Source organism: Actinomadura chokoriensis (genome assembly GCF_039529475.1).
Lineage (GTDB): Bacteria > Actinomycetota > Actinomycetes > Streptosporangiales > Streptosporangiaceae > Spirillospora > Spirillospora bangladeshensis.
In genome coordinates this window covers 1-15209 of the sequence record NZ_BAAAMW010000054.1, presented here as the reverse complement: position 1 = coordinate 15209, position 15209 = coordinate 1, and the positions used below count along the sequence as shown (strand labels likewise).

17 protein-coding genes, 2 tRNA genes and 1 pseudogene are annotated in these 15209 nt (G+C 70.1%); 10 read left to right on the top strand and 10 right to left on the bottom strand.

Annotated features, from left to right (window positions below):
* The 5 genes from ABFX46_RS42870 to ABFX46_RS42850 form a co-directional block, all read right to left on the bottom strand.
* Window positions 1-361, bottom strand: a 361-nt coding sequence (locus ABFX46_RS42870; protein WP_346050314.1) for a hypothetical protein, incomplete at its 3' end; no start/stop codon positions are given.
* Window positions 362-567: 206 nt separating this feature from the next.
* A complete protein-coding gene (locus ABFX46_RS42865) occupies window positions 568-831 on the bottom strand; it encodes a hypothetical protein (protein ID WP_346050312.1) in 264 nt (87 codons plus the stop codon).
* Window positions 828-1133, bottom strand: coding sequence for a hypothetical protein (locus tag ABFX46_RS42860; protein WP_346050310.1), 306 nt, complete (start codon window positions 1131-1133; stop codon window positions 828-830). Before ABFX46_RS42860 ends, ABFX46_RS42865 begins: the two co-directional genes overlap by 4 nt.
* 59 nt (window positions 1134-1192) lie before the next feature.
* Window positions 1193-2725, bottom strand: a complete 1533-nt coding sequence (locus ABFX46_RS42855; protein ID WP_346050308.1) for an AAA family ATPase — start codon at window positions 2723-2725, stop codon at window positions 1193-1195.
* A 238-nt stretch (window positions 2726-2963) separates the two neighbouring features.
* A complete protein-coding gene (locus ABFX46_RS42850) occupies window positions 2964-3179 on the bottom strand; it encodes a helix-turn-helix domain-containing protein (protein ID WP_346050307.1) in 216 nt (71 codons plus the stop codon).
* Window positions 3180-3312: 133 nt separating this feature from the next.
* Between ABFX46_RS42850 and ABFX46_RS42845 the strand changes: the two genes are divergently transcribed.
* The gene (locus ABFX46_RS42845) at window positions 3313-3846 is read left to right on the top strand and encodes a hypothetical protein (RefSeq protein ID WP_346050306.1); all 534 of its coding nucleotides are present in this window, start codon (window positions 3313-3315) and stop codon (window positions 3844-3846) included.
* Complete coding sequence (locus tag ABFX46_RS42840; RefSeq protein ID WP_346050305.1) at window positions 3843-5138, top strand: tyrosine-type recombinase/integrase; 1296 nt, start codon at window positions 3843-3845, stop codon at window positions 5136-5138. Before ABFX46_RS42845 ends, ABFX46_RS42840 begins: the two co-directional genes overlap by 4 nt.
* A 78-nt stretch (window positions 5139-5216) precedes the next feature.
* On the opposite strand, the gene ABFX46_RS42835 is transcribed toward ABFX46_RS42840, so the two are convergent.
* A tRNA-Arg gene (locus tag ABFX46_RS42835) sits at window positions 5217-5289 on the bottom strand.
* 180 nt (window positions 5290-5469) lie between these two features.
* Between ABFX46_RS42835 and ABFX46_RS42830 the strand changes: the two genes are divergently transcribed.
* Window positions 5470-5901 (top strand): hypothetical protein, encoded by a 432-nt coding sequence (locus ABFX46_RS42830; RefSeq protein WP_346050303.1) that lies wholly within the window; start codon window positions 5470-5472, stop codon window positions 5899-5901.
* A 137-nt stretch (window positions 5902-6038) separates the two neighbouring features.
* Window positions 6039-6127: transfer RNA gene (locus tag ABFX46_RS42825), tRNA-Ser, on the top strand.
* A 14-nt stretch (window positions 6128-6141) separates the two neighbouring features.
* Here ABFX46_RS42825 and ABFX46_RS42820 read toward each other — a convergent pair.
* The 4 genes from ABFX46_RS42820 to ABFX46_RS42805 form a co-directional block, all read right to left on the bottom strand.
* Entirely contained in the window at window positions 6142-7671 is a 1530-nt protein-coding gene (locus ABFX46_RS42820; RefSeq protein ID WP_346050301.1) for a tyrosine-type recombinase/integrase, read from the bottom strand.
* A gap of 201 nt (window positions 7672-7872) precedes the next feature.
* A complete protein-coding gene (locus tag ABFX46_RS42815; protein ID WP_217919128.1) occupies window positions 7873-8088 on the bottom strand; it encodes a helix-turn-helix domain-containing protein in 216 nt (71 codons plus the stop codon).
* Window positions 8089-8265: 177 nt separating this feature from the next.
* Window positions 8266-9243, bottom strand: a complete 978-nt coding sequence (locus ABFX46_RS42810) for a C40 family peptidase (RefSeq protein ID WP_346050299.1) — start codon at window positions 9241-9243, stop codon at window positions 8266-8268.
* 30 nt (window positions 9244-9273) lie between these two features.
* Window positions 9274-9564, bottom strand: a complete 291-nt coding sequence (locus ABFX46_RS42805) for a helix-turn-helix domain-containing protein (RefSeq protein WP_346050297.1) — start codon at window positions 9562-9564, stop codon at window positions 9274-9276.
* Window positions 9565-9809: 245 nt separating this feature from the next.
* Here ABFX46_RS42805 and ABFX46_RS42800 point away from each other — a divergent pair, with 245 nt between their 5' ends.
* The 6 genes and pseudogenes from ABFX46_RS42800 to ABFX46_RS42775 all read left to right on the top strand — a co-directional run.
* Window positions 9810-10259 (top strand): hypothetical protein, encoded by a 450-nt coding sequence (locus ABFX46_RS42800; RefSeq protein ID WP_346050295.1) that lies wholly within the window; start codon window positions 9810-9812, stop codon window positions 10257-10259.
* On the top strand, window positions 10259-10594 hold the full coding sequence (locus tag ABFX46_RS42795) for a hypothetical protein (protein ID WP_346050293.1): 336 nt from the start codon (window positions 10259-10261) through the stop codon (window positions 10592-10594). Before ABFX46_RS42800 ends, ABFX46_RS42795 begins: the two co-directional genes overlap by 1 nt.
* On the top strand, window positions 10591-11331 hold the full coding sequence (locus tag ABFX46_RS42790; RefSeq protein WP_346050291.1) for a DUF8175 domain-containg protein: 741 nt from the start codon (window positions 10591-10593) through the stop codon (window positions 11329-11331). Before ABFX46_RS42795 ends, ABFX46_RS42790 begins: the two co-directional genes overlap by 4 nt.
* A complete protein-coding gene (locus ABFX46_RS42785) occupies window positions 11331-12728 on the top strand; it encodes a TrbL/VirB6 family protein (RefSeq protein WP_346050289.1) in 1398 nt (465 codons plus the stop codon). The genes ABFX46_RS42790 and ABFX46_RS42785 overlap by 1 nt, the downstream gene beginning before the upstream one ends.
* Complete coding sequence (locus ABFX46_RS42780) at window positions 12718-14193, top strand: SCO6880 family protein (RefSeq protein WP_346050287.1); 1476 nt, start codon at window positions 12718-12720, stop codon at window positions 14191-14193. The genes ABFX46_RS42785 and ABFX46_RS42780 overlap by 11 nt, the downstream gene beginning before the upstream one ends.
* 40 nt (window positions 14194-14233) lie before the next feature.
* Window positions 14234-15209 (top strand): annotated as a pseudogene (locus tag ABFX46_RS42775) (hypothetical protein); the annotation flags it as partial.

Sequence of the window (15209 nt, the reverse complement as noted above, 5' to 3'; positions counted from 1 at the left end):
CCGACCGCGCGTCGGCGAAGCTGATCTCGATGGGCTCGCGGCTGCGGGTCCGGATGCGGTTCCGGAACTCGTCGGCCAGCATGGCGTTCTCGGCGCTCGCCATGCGGCCCTCCACGGGCTGGCCGCGGATCTGCTCGAACGTCTCCATGGACGCCCGGTCGCGCTGCTGGCGTGCGGTCTCGGCCTTGAGTCGCTCGTCGATGGCGTCGATGTCGGCGTTCAGCCGCGCCCAGATGCGATCTTCCTCGGCCGAGAAGTCGCGCTTCTCTCCCTCGATCCGGTCGGCCATGCGCTTGGCCTCTTCCCAGATCTTGAGCCGCTGGTCGATGAGGCGCTTCTCGAATGTCGTGTAGATGGGCATGTGCGGTTCTCTCCGGTCCGGAGGCGCACCGCCTGGTGCGCCTGCAACGTCCGGAACCGCGGCACCGCCCTAGGCCCTCTGAGGGCCTCTCGCGCCCGTGGCCTGTCTCGCCTACGGGAGTCGGTGCTAGTCATGCTCCGTGTCGCGTGCGGCCGGTGGGTTGCGCCCTGCCGGCCTCACGCCGTCACTACTACCTGCCGACGATCCTACCCGTCCTCGCCGACAGTGCCGGGGAGCTCGGCGAACAGCGGCCCGCCGACCATGGCGGCATCGACGGCGCGGCCGACCTGCGCCCGCCGGTCGCGCTCCTGCGCGAGGACGATCGCGAACGCCGTCCACACCTCGGCCTTGCCGGTGTTTCCCGCGGCCTTGCACCGCTCGATCTCCCGAGCGAGGACGACGAGCCCCGCGCGGATCTGCCCGTCCGTCCACTCGTCGGTCGGCCGTTCGAACAGGTTCCCCTCGATCACGATGTGCCCCTCTCCCGCGCGAGCTTGGCCGCATGCCTCGCACGCAGCCCTGCGGTACGCCGCGCGTCCTTCTCGCGCCGCGCCCGCTCCCGTTCGGCACGGCGCCGGGAGGCGTCCGCGACCCGTTCGGCAAGGCGCTGCTCGACGGCCTCGCGCAGGTCGGTGGACACGCGGTCATGGACGACGGCGAGGGCCGTTCCGGAGCACCGTCCGCACGACACGGGGCCGTCGCCGTCTTCGGGCGGGTAGATCCTCACGGGCGTCTGGCAGCCGACGCACGGCACCTCGATAAGCGCGGTCATCGGTTCTCCTGTCGCTGCGAAGGGAGCACGAAGGGAGCGAAGAGCGCAGGGTTCTGGAGTCATGCTCCCTTCGCTCCCTTCGTGCTCCCTTCGGCGCGGACCATCGCCCACACCCATCCCGATCCGAAGCTCGCCTTGCGGGACTCGACCCCCGCCTTGCCCTTCGCTCGCTTGAGCGTGTCCTTGCTGAAACCGGCCGCCATGCCCGCCTTCATGACGTCGTTGGCGGCGGCCTCGCCCTGCGCGGTGACGTAGTCGGCGAGCCATGCGGCGGCCTCGTCGCGCTCGCTGCGCTCGTCGGGGTCCGTGCGGTCGCCGAGGATCTGCGCGACGCTGCGTTCGCTCTCCCCGTCGAAAGCGAACCGGCCGACCTCGGCCGCGCCCTCGGCCGTCTCGACCTTCGCCGAGATGATCCGGTACGCCAGCGACGGGAGGTCGCCGAGGCCGAGCGAGTTCTTGGTCTGGGTCATCACGCGCGTCCCGTCCTCGGGATCGCAGGCGAAGCCGAGGATGGCGCGCGGCACGTTCTTGAACGCGCCCGACCCGGTGATGAGCGAGGAGGCGTCCGTGCCCGCGCCCTTGTTGAAATGGGCGATGCCGAGGACGACGGCGCCGGTCCGGTCGGCAAGGCGCGACAGGGGGTCGAGCGCCTTGCGGACCTCTCGCTCGCGGTGGGTGTCGATCGTTCCGCCGATGGTCGACATAAGCGGGTCGAGCACGACCAGGCCCACACCGTGCCGGATGATGACCGCCTCCAGCTCGGCGAGGTCGTGCGGCAGGCTCAACGTGGTCGTCTCGTCCGCGTCGACCACCGCCTCGGCCCGGTACACCCGGTCGAGGTCGGCCCCTGCCGCAATGAGCCGGGGCACGAGGGTGTAGGACCAGGAGTCCTCCACGGCGACGTAGACGACCTGCCGAGGCTGCCCGTACAAACTCCCCGGCAGGGTGCCGCGCGTGATCTCCGAGGCGAGCCAGATCCCGAAGGACGACTTGCCCGTTCCCTCCCGGCCGGCCGCGCTGACGAGCGAGCCCGCGGGGATGCGCCCGTGCCCGCCGTCCTCCCATGCCCAGATGACCGGCCGGGGCTCGATCTGCGAGGCCGGTGTGAGCCGGATGCGGCCGCCCGGCCCGGCGTCGGGGTGGCGCCCGCGGGCAACGTCGGCGGCGAACGCCTCCAGCGCCTCGCCGGTCTCGTGCTCGCCGCGTTCGAGCTTCTGCAGCAGGACGTAGGCGGCCCGGACCGCCCGGCGACGCTCGGCCAGCCGCGCCACGATCCCAGCGTGATAGGTCGCCTGCGCGACCGCGACGAGGGACGCTTGCAGCTCGACGAGGTACGGAGCGCCGCCGACCTCCAGCAGCTGGCCGCGCTCGATCAGGTTGTCACGCAGGCTGATCGGGTCGGTGGGCTTGCCGCTCGTGGCGAGGTCCATCACCGCCCAGAAGATCGTTCGGTGCTGCTCGCGGAGGAAGTCCTCCGGCCCGGCGAGCACCTCGGCGACCTCCAGCGCCACGTCGGCCGAGGCGATGCACGCGCCGAGCACGGCCTTCTCGGCGTCGACGTCGGCGATGAGCGGCCCGTCGAGTCCGTTCACAACCACCCCCGGCGGGCGAGGGCACGGCGGACGTGTGCGGGTGGCAGGGGGGTCGTGCCGGCCTGGCGCAGGTGGTGACAGGCCGAGGCCCACGCGCGCAGGGCGTGCGGCCGGATGTCGTCCAGCTCGGCGACCCCGGCGCGGCGGCGTACGATGAGGTCACCGTCAGCCGTCCACCGCGCTGATCTCCGAACGGGTCGGGACTCCACCCCCGGCCCGTTCTGCATGTCTCGGGACATCAGGCGGCCTCGCCCCCGCCGCCGTTCTGCTCGGCAAGCTGGCGCTCCATGAAGTCGACGAGCGCCTGACGAGGGATGAACCTCGCGCGGCCGACCTTGAAGCTCTCGATCTCGCCCGTCCTGATCAGCTTGAAAAGCACCGTCCGGCCGATCGGGAAGACGCGAGGCGCCTCCTCGGCCCGGTACGCGAGCGGTTCCGCAGTCAATGCGGCCACCTCCGGAGGGGTATAAGTCCGCGACCTTACGCGGCTCCGGGATCAGAAGTACCAGCAGAGGCCCACGGTGCGCAAGTTCGCGAGCATACGCGCGAACCTTGATGAACCTGCGCGGCCGAACTAGGGTGACCGCATGTACTTCATGGATGACGGGTGGGTTTCCGTCGAGCCGCCGCAGGGCGTGGAGGGTCTCCATGTCCGCGTGAAGCTCGCGGAGAGCGGCCGATACAAGATCACCGACCTGTTCCTGCACGGTGGCGTGATCGAGCCCGAACAGTTCCGCGGCATCTCGATCAGCCGCCTTGAGGCTCAGATCAACGCCCTGTCGCCCACCGACAAGGCGGTGCTCGACTCATGGGCGCAAGGCGGGAGCGCACACGCGGCCGATGATGAGGTGACGCTCGCCGACCTGCGCAAGCGCGTCGACAAGGTGAAGGCCCATCGCCAGCGCCTCGCCGCCAAGCTCGCCCGGCCGACCGGCGAGGACCCGGACGGGTTCTATCGCCAGGTGGCAGCGGCCTACAGCGATCAGGCAGCCGTCACGCGCTCACCTGCCAAGGCCCTCGCCGAGCAGGCCAAGGTGCCGGTCACGACCGTGCATCGATGGGTGCGCGAGGCTCGCCGCCGCGGCTTCCTGGCGCCCGCCGAGAAGGGCAAGGCGGGATGACCGAGCAGCCGCCCAGGAAGCCGCGCACGCGTGGGAACCGCGACGCTCGGCCGTACCAGCGCGCCAGCGATGGCAAGTGGGTGGCCACCGTCTACCTCCCGAACGGCAGGCGGAAGCCCGTCTACGGCAATAGCCGCAAGGAGGTCGACGAGAAGCGCAAGAAGGCGCAGCGGGAGATCGACGACAACCAGCCGGTCACGGCCGGCCGGACGGACACCGTCGAGCACTACCTCACGCGCGTGTGGCTGCCCGTGACGCTGCCCCAGCGCGTCGCGGCGGGCAAGCTCGCCGAGTCCACGCTCGACTCCTACCGGGACACCTGCGAGAAGCACGTCATTCCGCACCTCGGCCGCGTGCGCCTGGTCAACCTCTCGACGACGCACATCCGGGCATGGCTGCTAGAGCTGTCGCGCAAGCCGAGCGGTCGCGCCCGCCGGAAACTGCGCCCCGGCGAGACGAAGCTGCCTCCGCCGGAGACGCTGTCGACGCGCACCGTCGCCTACGCGCACGCCGTGCTGCGGAAGGCGCTGAACGACGCCGTCGACGACGAGAGCATCAAGAGGAACGTGTGCCTGCTCGTCGACGCGCCGACCGTCGAGCGCAAGCCGCCGCGGGAGTTGTCCAAGGAGGAGGTGCGGGCCCTGCTCGGCGCGGCGGCCGATCACCGGCTGTGGGCGTACTGGCTGCTGCTGCTCGCGCTCGGCCTGCGCCGCGGCGAGGGCCTCGGCCTGCGATGGGAAGACGTCGACTTGGACGCGGGCACGGTGCGCCTGCGAGCGTCCGTCCAGCGCCTGCGCGGCGAGGTCGACGCGGACACCGGGCGCCGCAAGGGCAAGCTCGTGAGCAAGGGCCTCAAGACGCAGGCGAGCAAGGCGACCATGAAGCTCCCGGCGTTCGCCGTGGCAGCTCTGCGCGAGCATCGCACCGGGCAGGACGCCGAGCGGGACGACGCGCGCCTGTGGGTCGACGAGGGGCTCGTCTTCACCACGACGATCGGGACGGCGCTCGAACCTCGGAACGTGAACCGCATGTGGGAGGACATCTGCGCGGCCGCCGCTGTCGCGCGCTGCAGGATTCACGACCTGCGCCACGCGTGCGGGTCGTTCCTGTTCGCCGACGGGGTCGACCTCAAGGTGATCCAGAGCGTCCTACGGCACACCCGGCTCTCGACGACGAGCGAGATCTACGTGCACCTGCTGGAGGAGGTGAAGGACGGCGCGGCCGAGGTGATGGACGGGATGCTCGTCGACCTCGCCGGCGAGCGGCAGAAGCGGCGCCGGTCGGCATCTTGAGCGCGTTGCTACACGCGTTGCTACACGGGAGATCGAAAAGGCCCCCTCCGAAGATCGGAAGGGGCCTTTCACCTGCTGTGCACCCGAAGGGATTCGAACCCCTAACCTTCTGATCCGTAGTCAGATGCTCTATCCGTTGAGCTACGGGTGCCTGCCGGAGTTAACTGTACCGGCTCTCTGGACCTGTCCGCGAATCAGTTGGCGGATGCGGGCCCGCAGAAGTGTGACTTGGGTCACGGAACCTCCTGTGGCACCGGTACGCCAAAGTGAGGATCGAGGCGGGTGCTCCCCATGCCCGTCCGAAGCCCAATCCCCCTGAAGGAGAACCCTCATGCGCATGTCCGCCGTCAAGCTGGCCGGCATCGTCGCGGTCGGCGGCTTGATGCTCGGCTCCACGGGCTGTGGCGCGATCGACGCCATCGCCGGCGGGAAGAAGACGACCGCGTGCAAGAACATCGAGTCGGAGCTGCGGAGCTTCTCCACCGGCGGCCTGTCGATGACCTCGTCGAGCGGTGCGTCCGCGACCGCCCAGAAGTTCTCGGACACGGCCGCCAAGGTCCGGTCGGAGGGCCAGAGCGCCGGCGGTGACGTGGAGAGCGCCGCGACCGCGTTCGCGGGCGACCTCGACCAGACCGCCGAGATGCTGCGCAACCTGAGCTCCGGCAACACCTCGTCCATGAGCCGGCCCGACACCGCCGCCATGCAGCGCCACGGCAACGACCTCGCCAAGGCCTGCGGCTTCAGCGGGTTCCGCCTGGGCTGACCGTCGGCGCCTCGCTCCCGCGGCCCCGGGAGCGACACGTCCGCACCGCTTTCCCACTATGCTTCTGTGGCCACGGGACGCAGGCTTTGCCGGTTGGCTCGCCGAACCGGTAACCTGTCCTGAGCCTGATGGCTACTGGAGGATTCGCCTAGTCCGGTCTATGGCGCCGCACTGCTAATGCGGTTTGGGTTCACGCCCATCCGGGGTTCAAATCCCCGATCCTCCGCCTCTGACCAGCGGTTACCTTGATCTCGTCCGATCGAGGGAGCCGCTGGTTTTGCTTTGGGGGGCCGATGGGGGGCCGACGCGGCGGGGGACCACTGCCGCCGCCGCCTCGGCGGCGGCTTTGAAGACCTGGGGGACCACGGAGGCATAGACGTCGGCGGTGAAGGACGACCGCGCATGCCCCAGCGTCTCGCTGACCACCTTCATCTCGACTCCGGCTGCCAGGGACAGCGTGGCCGCCCCGTGACGCAGGTCGTGGAACCGGATGGGAGGGAGCGGCCCTCCGGCGAGCGCGGCCCGTACCTTCACCTCGCTGACCCGGTGGCGCTTGGCGATTTGCGGGATCGTCCAACCGTCATCCTCGTGCCGTCGTCTGATGGCGGCGTACTGCGTGATGAGCAGTTCGAAGCGCTGCGAAATCCACTCGGGGCGGAGCGGTGAACCGTCGGGACGCGTGAACACTAGACCTGAGTTCACCCAGGCCGGGCCGGCTGCGAACCTCTCGGCCTTCTGTCGGGTCCCCCAGGTCCGCAGGTGGTCGGCCGTGGTCGTGTCGATTGTGACGGCTCGATCCCCGGCATCGGACTTGGTGTCGTCGGGTTCGAGGTCATCATCTGATCTCGTTTCGCGAATCGCGAGGATGCCCTCGTCCAGGTCGACGTCGCTCCATGGAATTCCGGCGACCTCGGCTCTCCGGAGTCCTCGGAAGGCCACGAGGTGGAACAGCGCGTACAGCCGTTCCGCCTCGTAGATGTAGTCGAGGAAGGCGCCTGTCTGAGCGGGAGTCCACACCATGACCGGGGCCGGGTTCTTCCCGTTCTCCTCCCAGCGGGCGACACGAGCGGAAGTCCAGACGAGAGGCTTCCGGCGTGGCTGGCGAGGAAGCTCGACGTGCTCTGCCGGATTGTGCGTGAGGTACTTCTTCTTGACGGCCGACCCCATGGCGGAGCTGAGCACGGCGTGCACACGCTTGATTCGCGCGGGCGAGAGAGGCTTCGTCTGCTTCTTACGGGATGCCTCACCGTCCTTGTTCTTCTTTGCGGAGTCGGCTCTGGCATCGATGAGCCGACGCAGCAGTTCGCTGGGCTTCTTACCTTCCGGGAGCGGTTGGTTGATCTGGAGCATGGCCGCGTAGAGCTCGCTCACATGGTGGGCCCGTAGGTCGACGAGCCGAAGGTGCCCAAGCCCTGGCTTGTGATAGAGCTCCACGGCCTCGCGATAGCTGCTCAGCGTGGAGTTCTTCAGGTCGACCTTGCCAGCGATCCATCGGTCAAGCCACTGCGCGACTGTCATTCTGTGATCGGATGCGTGGCCGTCGGCCCCTACCTTGGCGAGCTCTTTCGCCAGTTCGCGCTCGGCGTCCACCTTGGACGGGAACGGGCCGACCCTTGGTCGGCGCCGTTTACCGTCGGCGGACGGAGGAGCTTCGTATCGGAACCACCAGGTTCCGTGCCCCTTCTTCTTGATATCCGGGCAATTCGTGTCATACCGCTTGCCCGTCTCCGGATTCGAGCAGCGGCACCGCTTGAACACGGCCCCCTTCAAGCGATCACCTCCCTTGAAGTCTTTATGTAACCGCATTGACACTGACAGTGATAACAGTGTCGGCGTGAAGCGTCAAACGACGTCACCAAAGGGACAAATAGACTCTTTCCGACGATTGGATGCAGCCGATAACCCTGCCCGTGCCCGCTGATCGCAGGCACGGACGGGCTGTACGCCAGGATCTTCGGTCGTCGCCGACGCCTATCGTGGTGGGCCCTTCTCAACCTCGATCAGTTGCAGCAGGCAGGCCGTCGGCACCCGATACCGGGTACCGACACGGATTACCCGGCAGGGGAAGTCGCCGCGTTTAGCCAGCTCATAGGCATGACTGCGAGAGAGGCCGAGCACGCGAGCAGCGGTCACGATGTCGACGACCGTGGGGAGATCCGCTACTTCGGCGTACTTCATGAGCTTCATGATTGAACTCCTGAGCTCGGAAGAGGGAGTGCTTTGCTTTGATGAGCGCGATACATGGCCGCGGTTAAGTGCAGCACCAGGCGCTGTCGCAGGTGCCGTCTCCCCTTCGAGGGAGAGGGTGTCGGTTCGGAGGGTGACGCCGGCGAGGGGTGCGTTGATGCAAGAGCGGGCCTCCGGTCAGGTCTGGGTGGAGCGCGATGCCGTGGGTCTGGTGGCGCCGGTGTATTGGCGTTCGCGGTAGGGGTTGCCGGTGAATTGGGCGATGCGGACGACGTCGCCGGTGTGGGGTGCGTGGATCATGCGGCCTGAGCCGTAGTAGATGGCGACGTGGTGGATGGTGGCCGGGTTGGTGGGGTTGGTGGCGAAGAAGAGCAGGTCGCCGGGCTGGAGTTGGGCTCGAGGGATGTGGATGCCGGTGTTGTATTGGTCGGCGGCGACGCGGGGTAGACGGATGCCGGCCTGGGCCCAGGCGTATTGGGTGAGGCCGGAGCAGTCGAAGCCTTTGGTGCCGGCGCCTTGGGCGGTGCCGTAGGTGGGTCCGGTGGGTCCGCCGCCGCCCCAGGAGTAGGGGGTGCCGAGCCAGCGCAGCGCGGCCTTGACGGCGATGGCGCCGCGTCCGGTTGCTGTGGGGGCGGCGTAGCGGGCGGCTTGGGTGAGGACTTTGCGGACGTACCAGTCGGCGTGGTTGTAGTGCCAGATCGCGCGGCGCAACTGGACGCCGCCTTGCCCGGCGTGGTTGGCGCACAGGTAGCGGGCGGCGCCGGGGATGGCGTCGGCGGGGTTGTAGCGGTCTTTGCGGCCGTCGTGGTCGCCGTCCACGCCGTAGGCGGCCCAGGTCGCGGCGAGGAACTGCATGGGGCCGCCGGCTCCGGCCGAGTTCTCGCCCGAGTGGACGCCGGGGCTGGTGGAGCGGCCGTGGTCGGATTCGACTTTGCCGATGGCGGCCAGCACGTTCCAGGGCAGGCCGGGGCAGGTCTGGGCGGCGTCCAGGTACCAGCGCAGGTAGGCGGGCGGGATGTCGCGCCGGGCCTCGGCGGTCGGCGCGCCCGCCAGGTCTGAGCCGGTGCCGGCGGCGGAGTCGTGGCCGGCGGCCAGGACGAGCAGTCCGGTCAGGAGGGCGAGGGTGGCGGCGCAGGCGGTGGCGGCGGCCTTCACCGGGCAGGCCGCTGGAGCAGGGCTGGGTGGTTACTCGGTGGGGTCGTGGGCTCCGGTGCGGGCGCGGTGCTGGGCGCGGTACCCGGCGCCCTTCTTGGGCTGGTCGGTTGGGTCATGGGCGGCTTCCCCGGGTTGGCGGTGGGGCTGCCGCAGCACTTCGCGGACTGCTTGCCAGGAGTAGCGGAAGTCCTTGCCGGTCTTGAGGGCGGGGATCTGTCCGGCGTTGGCCATCCGGCGGACGGTCTGGGGTGACAGGCCGAGTTTGGTCGCGAGTTCGGCGGTGGTGAGGACGTCGGGGTCGCGGCCGGGTGTCTCGGTCATCGGTGGGGCTCCTGGGTGGGCGGTCACGGGTGGTCCTTTCAGTGTGGTGGATGGGTGCTGCGGAAGCACGTTGTTCTGTCGGTTGGCGTTGTCAGAAGCTTTTTGACGATGCTTGCGCTCTGTCATGTTGCCACGTACGGTGATCGTCCATCAACCCAGTGCATTGATTCGGGGGTATGTGGGTGAGTCTTCGACAAACCAGACCAATCCCGGCCGATCAGCCCGGCGACCACGCGAGCGAGCTCTTGGACGTGGTCGTGGCCGGCGCGCACGGCGGCGCGGGGGCGTCCACGCTGACGTCGCTGCTGCCTGCGGTGTGGGACATGGGCTCGATCGGGCCGCTGCTGGAACTGGGCCGCCCGCCGCTGCAGGCCAGGGGCCGTCCGGTGGTGCTGGCGGTCCGCAACACCGCGGTCGCGGCCAAGGCGGCAACGGCGGCGATCGGGGCGCTGGCCGCATGGGACGAGCGGGTGGCGGCGCTGGCGATCGTCAGTGACGGCGGCCCCGAATCGCGGGAGGCCACGGCCCGGTTCGCGCTGCTGGATGGCCGGGTCGGGGGCGTGGTGCGGGTTCCGCATGTGCGGGCGCTGCGGCTGGTGGAAGACCCGGCCGAGGTCGTCCTTCCCGGTAAGGCGCGGCAGGCGCTGAGCGATCTGCGCGGCCTGGTCGTCGCGCCGGGCGGTGAGGGGTCGTGATGTCACCGATCTGGTGCGCGTTCGCCGTCGCGGAGCGTGGGTGGCTGCTGTCGGCTCCCCAAGATGGCGAGAGTCCGTCGGTGAAGGTCCCGGACCCGCCTCCGGACGCGCCGCCGGGGCTGGATCAGAAGATGGAGACGCTACTGGCGTGGGGCAAGTGGGGCGTGCTGATCTGCGGCGTCGCCGGCCTGTTCATCTGCGCCGGCCAGATGGCGATCGGGCGCAAGAACCGGTCCACGTTCGCTGCCGACGGTGCCACGGGCATTCCGTGGGTGCTGGGCGGCTTGAGCCTGGCCGCGACGGCGGCTCCGATCGTCGGGGTGTTCTTCAGATGAGCCGACCCCACAACGAACAGCAGCCGGGCGGCGCCGCGTGGCGGCGCCGCGGCTGGGTCATCGCAGTAGTGGTGGTCGGTGGCGGAGTGCTGGTCGGCATGGTCGTCCCACCGGCATTCCGGACGTCCTCGAAAAGCACCCCGGTGATCCTGCGGACGACACGCGCCGAGCAGATGGTGACCGCGCCGCAGGTGTCGTTCGCCGGAGTGGTGTGGCGGGACTATCACGGCATCCTGCTCCCCTACTCCCCGCAGGACGGGCCCCGCGACACCGGTGGAGATCTGGCTGCGGGGTTCGCGCGGACGCCGCGCGGGGCGCTGCTGGCCGCTGTCCATATCGTGGTGCGGGCGGGCACGCAGTGGGGCTCGAAGGTTTTCGAGCCGACCATCGAGCGGCAGGTCATCGGCCCCGATACCGACGTCCTGCGCGACTCCACCCGCGACGCCTACGAACAGCACCGGGGCGACCGGCAGGACGGCGAACCGCTCGGGCGCGGCTATGCCGTCCTGGAGGGTTTCCGCTGGCTGGGCTACGCGCCCGAGGCTGCGAGTTTGGATTTGCTGTCGGCCGGTCCTGGGGACAGCGATGTGACCGTGCGAGCGGTGACCCGGCTTCAGGTGCGCTGGCAGGACGGTGACTGGCGTGTGGTCGCCCCACCCGGCGGGATGTGGGCGGGCACCGCGGCCCCGATCAAGTCACTGGACGGCTACGTCCGCTTCCCGAGCGGGAGCGGCTGATGTCGCTTCTTCTTCCGCTCGATCCGTGTTCGCCGGTGCTGGATCCGGCGTGCGTGCAGCCGGTGGACAACGACGGCGGCGCGGCCGGGAATCCGCTGTTTCCTGGGCTTCCGACGATGCCACGGCTGCCGAACATTCCGGGGGCGGTCGGCGGTCATGTGCTGGACGAGATGGCCGAGTCGTTCCAGTCGGCGACCGGGTGGCTGATCTCCAACACCGCGTCCTGGTGGGTGAACACCCCCTCCCCCGATCTGCAGCAGGCGCCGGCGGTCGGGTATCTGGAGCTGCTGGTGCGGCCGTTGACGGTCGCCGTAGCGGTACTGGCGCTGCTGGCGGTGGCCGCGCGGATGGCGTTGTCGCGCAAGGCGCTGCCGCTGGTGGACGCCGGCCGCGGGCTGGTCGTACTGGCGGTGGTCACCGTGATCGGGACGGTGGTGCCGAACCTGCTGCTGCAGTGGGGCGATGTGTGGTGCGGGTGGGTCCTGGACGCCTCCTCCGAGGGGGACTTCGCCCGCCGCATGACCCAGGTCGTGACGTTCCCGAGTGCGGCGCCGCGCGCGCTGGTGCTCATCCTGTGCCTGTTCGCGCTGGTGATCGGGCTCCTCCAGGCGATCTTGCTGCTGTTCCGCGCAGGGGCGTTGGTCATTTTGGCCGGGCTGCTTCCGCTCGCGGCCGCAGGGGTGATCACCACGACGACCAAGGCGTGGTTCCCACGCGTGGCGGGCTGGATGCTGGCCCTGGCCTTCTACAAACCGGCCGCGGCGGCGGTGTATGCGACCACGTTCACGCTGGTCGGCAAGGGCAGGGACCTGCACACGGTCCTGATGGGGTTGACGATGATGCTGATCAGCCTCATCGCCTTCCCGGTTCTGTTGAAGTTCTTCACCTGGACCACCGGCGGCACCGAATCGAGCCCCGGCGGCGGCATGCTCGGCACGCTGATGAGCAGCGCCACCGCGCTCGGCGCACTGCGCGCCTACGGCGGCGGCGGCTCGGGAGGCGGCCAGTCCAGCTCGGCCACCGAGCACACCACCTACCTCAAGCAGCAGCTCGGCAACCAGGACACCACCCCACCGGGCGGCGATGCCCCAGACCAGCCGCCTGCCCCGCCTGAGGCGCCATCCGACCAGCGTGGCCCGGCCGCACCGGGTGGCCAGCCTCCTGCACCAAGCGCCCCACCGGGGAGCGGCCAGCCCGACGCTGCATCGTCCGGGACAGACGGGCACGGGTGGGTGCCACCGGACGGCGGTCACGGGGAGCCGGTCGGACCCGCCACCATCCGGACGGCCGAACGGGAACGCCAGCGCGGTGAGGACGCGGTCCGCTGGGCTGCAACCGGCGGTTTCGGCGGCCCGACCGGCGCGGCCGGTGAAGGGGGCGGCAGCCATGGGACATGACGTTCGCACCTACGGGGGCTGGCGGCGCCGACACGGCATCGGCCTGCTCGGCCTGGACACCACCGCCACGTTCCTCGCGCTCGGCACGGCGATGCTGCTGGTCCTGCTCGCCGCCATCGCGCCGCACCTGCTGGCCTACCTGCTTCCACCGGCGTTGGTCGGCGGCGGGCTGGGGCTGGTGCGGGTGGGCGGCGTGCCGGTGGCGCGGCTGGTACTGGCGCGGTGCCGCTGGCGCTGGGGCCTGTGGCGCGGACACCATCGCTACCGGGCCGGGGTCGTCATCGACCATCCGCGCGCGTTCCAGCTTCCGGGAGTGCTGGCGCCGTTGACGTTGCTCAGCGCTGAGGATGGGTACGGCGGCCGGTACGGGATCGTGTGGGACCGCCGCACCGGACTGCTCACCGCCACCCTCCGTGTCGTCCCCACCTCGACCTGGCTGGCCGACCAAACAGACGCCGACGCCTGGGTCGCGGGGTGGGGCGGATGGCTGGCCGCGCTCGGGCATATGCCCGCCGTCCGATGGGTGACGGTCACGGTGGAGACTGCGCCCGAGCCCGGCTCCACCCTCGCCGATGCCGTGCACCGGACGGTCGTCCCCACCGCGCCGGCCCCGGCGCGAACCATCATGAGCGACCTGGTCCGCACCGCCCCGGCCGCTGCCGCCGACGTCGACACCCGCGTCTGCATCACCTTCGACCCGCGTGCGTCCTCGGCGAGCCCAAAAGACCTGTACGAGGCGGTCGCCGACCTGGGCCGCACCTTGGACGGGTTGGCATCGCGGCTCGGTGGCTGCGGCGTCTCCGTCCTCGGCCGCGCCACTGCCGCAGAGATCGCCGGCGCCGTGCGCACCGCGTTCGACCCCAATGCGCGCGGCGAGGTCAACCGGCTGCTCGCCGGCCCTGACTCGCACGAGGTTCTGGGCTGGGGTGATGCGGGCCCAGTCGCTGCGACCGAGCACACCGGCCACTACGAGCACGACGGCGGCGTCTCCGTCAGCTGGGGATGGCATGAGCCGCCCCGCCAGAACGTCCGCTCCGACGTCCTGGCCCGGCTGGTGGCACCAGGCCCCTTCCCCAAGCGCATCACCCTGCAGTACCGGGCGCTTCCGGCCGCCGCCGCCAGCCGGGTCCTGCAGCAGGAGGTCAACGCGGCCGCGTTCCGGGCCCAGTTCCGGCGCCGCACCGGACGTGACGAGACCGCCCGCGACAGCTGGGATTCCGCCCGCGCCCGCCAGGCCGCCGCCGAGGAGGCCATGGGCGCCGGGGTGTGCCTGGTCTCGCTGTACGCCACCGTCACCGCGACCGACCCCGAGCAGTTGCGCCGCGCCGCCGCGCACGTGGAGGCCGCGGCCGACTCGGCCAAGATCCGGCTGCGGCGCCTGTGGGGCAGCCAAGCCGCCGGCTTCGCCACCACCCTGCCGTGCGGCATCTGCCCGCCCGAACTGTCCCGCCGCCTCATCCACTGAAGCCCTGGAGTCACGCTTGCCGAACGCCGAAACACTGGCCATGTCCGAACCGCTCGCCCCGCCCTGGGGATGGCGCGGGCGGGATGCCGGACGTGCCGCGCACGTCGAACCCGCACCCGAGTACCAGGCCACCACCAGCCAGGTCTGCGGTCTCTATCCCTTCACCGCCGGGTCCGGCACGCCCACCGCCGGCACTCCCGTTGGACGGCACCAACTCTGGGGCGAGGTGGTGTGCCTGGATCCGCTGGCGTGGCTGCGCGCGGGGCTTGTCACCAATCCCGGCATGTTCGTCCTAGGGCAACCCGGCACCGGCAAATCCACTCTCGTCAAACGCCTGGTCACCGGGGCCGTCGCCACCGGCACCACACCGATCATCCTCGGCGACACCAAACCCGACTACACCCGCCTGGTCGAATACCTGGGCGGGCAGGTCATCCGCGTCGGACGCGGCGCCGACCGCATCAACCCTCTAGACGCTGGCCCCCTCGACCAAGCCCGCCGTCGCCTGTCTGGTGCCGACGCCGAAACTCTGCGCTGGGAAGTACGCTCCCGCCGCCTGTCCCTCCTCCTCGCCCTGGCCACCCTTGTGCGCGAGGCTCGCATCACCAACGCCGAAGAAGTCGTCCTGGGCCGCGCCATCGACCTGCTCGACGAACGCCTCCCCCGCGAACCCACGATCGTGGACGTCCTGCACGTTCTCGAAGAAGGTCCCGACGAGCTGCGGGGAGCGGCCCGCACCGACACCGCCGACTCCTACCGAACCCAGATTCGCGATCTGGTCTTCACCCTCGACCTGCTCATCTCCGGCTCCCTGGCCGGCGTCTTCGACGCCGCCACCACCCGGCCGCTGGACCTGGACGCGCCCGCGATCAGCGTCGACATCTCCCAGGTCCGCGCCGCCGGCGACAAGCTCCTCACCGCCGCGATGCTGTGCACCTGGGCCTACGCCTTCGGCATGGTCGATGCCGCCACCGCTCTGGCCGACCTGGGCGCCAACCCGCGCCGCTCCTACCTGG

Bases quoted from the DNA above. Each gene is read 5' to 3' on its own strand.
- ABFX46_RS42860 (WP_346050310.1), bottom strand. From the start codon at position 1,133: ATGACCGCGCTTATCGAGGTGCCGTGCGTCGGCTGCCAGACGCCCGTG.
- ABFX46_RS42845 (WP_346050306.1), top strand. From the start codon at position 3,313: ATGTACTTCATGGATGACGGGTGGGTTTCCGTCGAGCCGCCGCAGGGC.
- ABFX46_RS42840 (WP_346050305.1), top strand. From the start codon at position 3,843: ATGACCGAGCAGCCGCCCAGGAAGCCGCGCACGCGTGGGAACCGCGAC.
- ABFX46_RS42830 (WP_346050303.1), top strand. From the start codon at position 5,470: ATGCGCATGTCCGCCGTCAAGCTGGCCGGCATCGTCGCGGTCGGCGGC.
- ABFX46_RS42815 (WP_217919128.1), bottom strand. From the start codon at position 8,088: ATGAAGCTCATGAAGTACGCCGAAGTAGCGGATCTCCCCACGGTCGTC.
- ABFX46_RS42805 (WP_346050297.1), bottom strand. From the start codon at position 9,564: ATGACCGAGACACCCGGCCGCGACCCCGACGTCCTCACCACCGCCGAA.
- ABFX46_RS42795 (WP_346050293.1), top strand. From the start codon at position 10,259: ATGTCACCGATCTGGTGCGCGTTCGCCGTCGCGGAGCGTGGGTGGCTG.
- ABFX46_RS42790 (WP_346050291.1), top strand. From the start codon at position 10,591: ATGAGCCGACCCCACAACGAACAGCAGCCGGGCGGCGCCGCGTGGCGG.
- ABFX46_RS42785 (WP_346050289.1), top strand. From the start codon at position 11,331: ATGTCGCTTCTTCTTCCGCTCGATCCGTGTTCGCCGGTGCTGGATCCG.
- ABFX46_RS42780 (WP_346050287.1), top strand. From the start codon at position 12,718: ATGGGACATGACGTTCGCACCTACGGGGGCTGGCGGCGCCGACACGGC.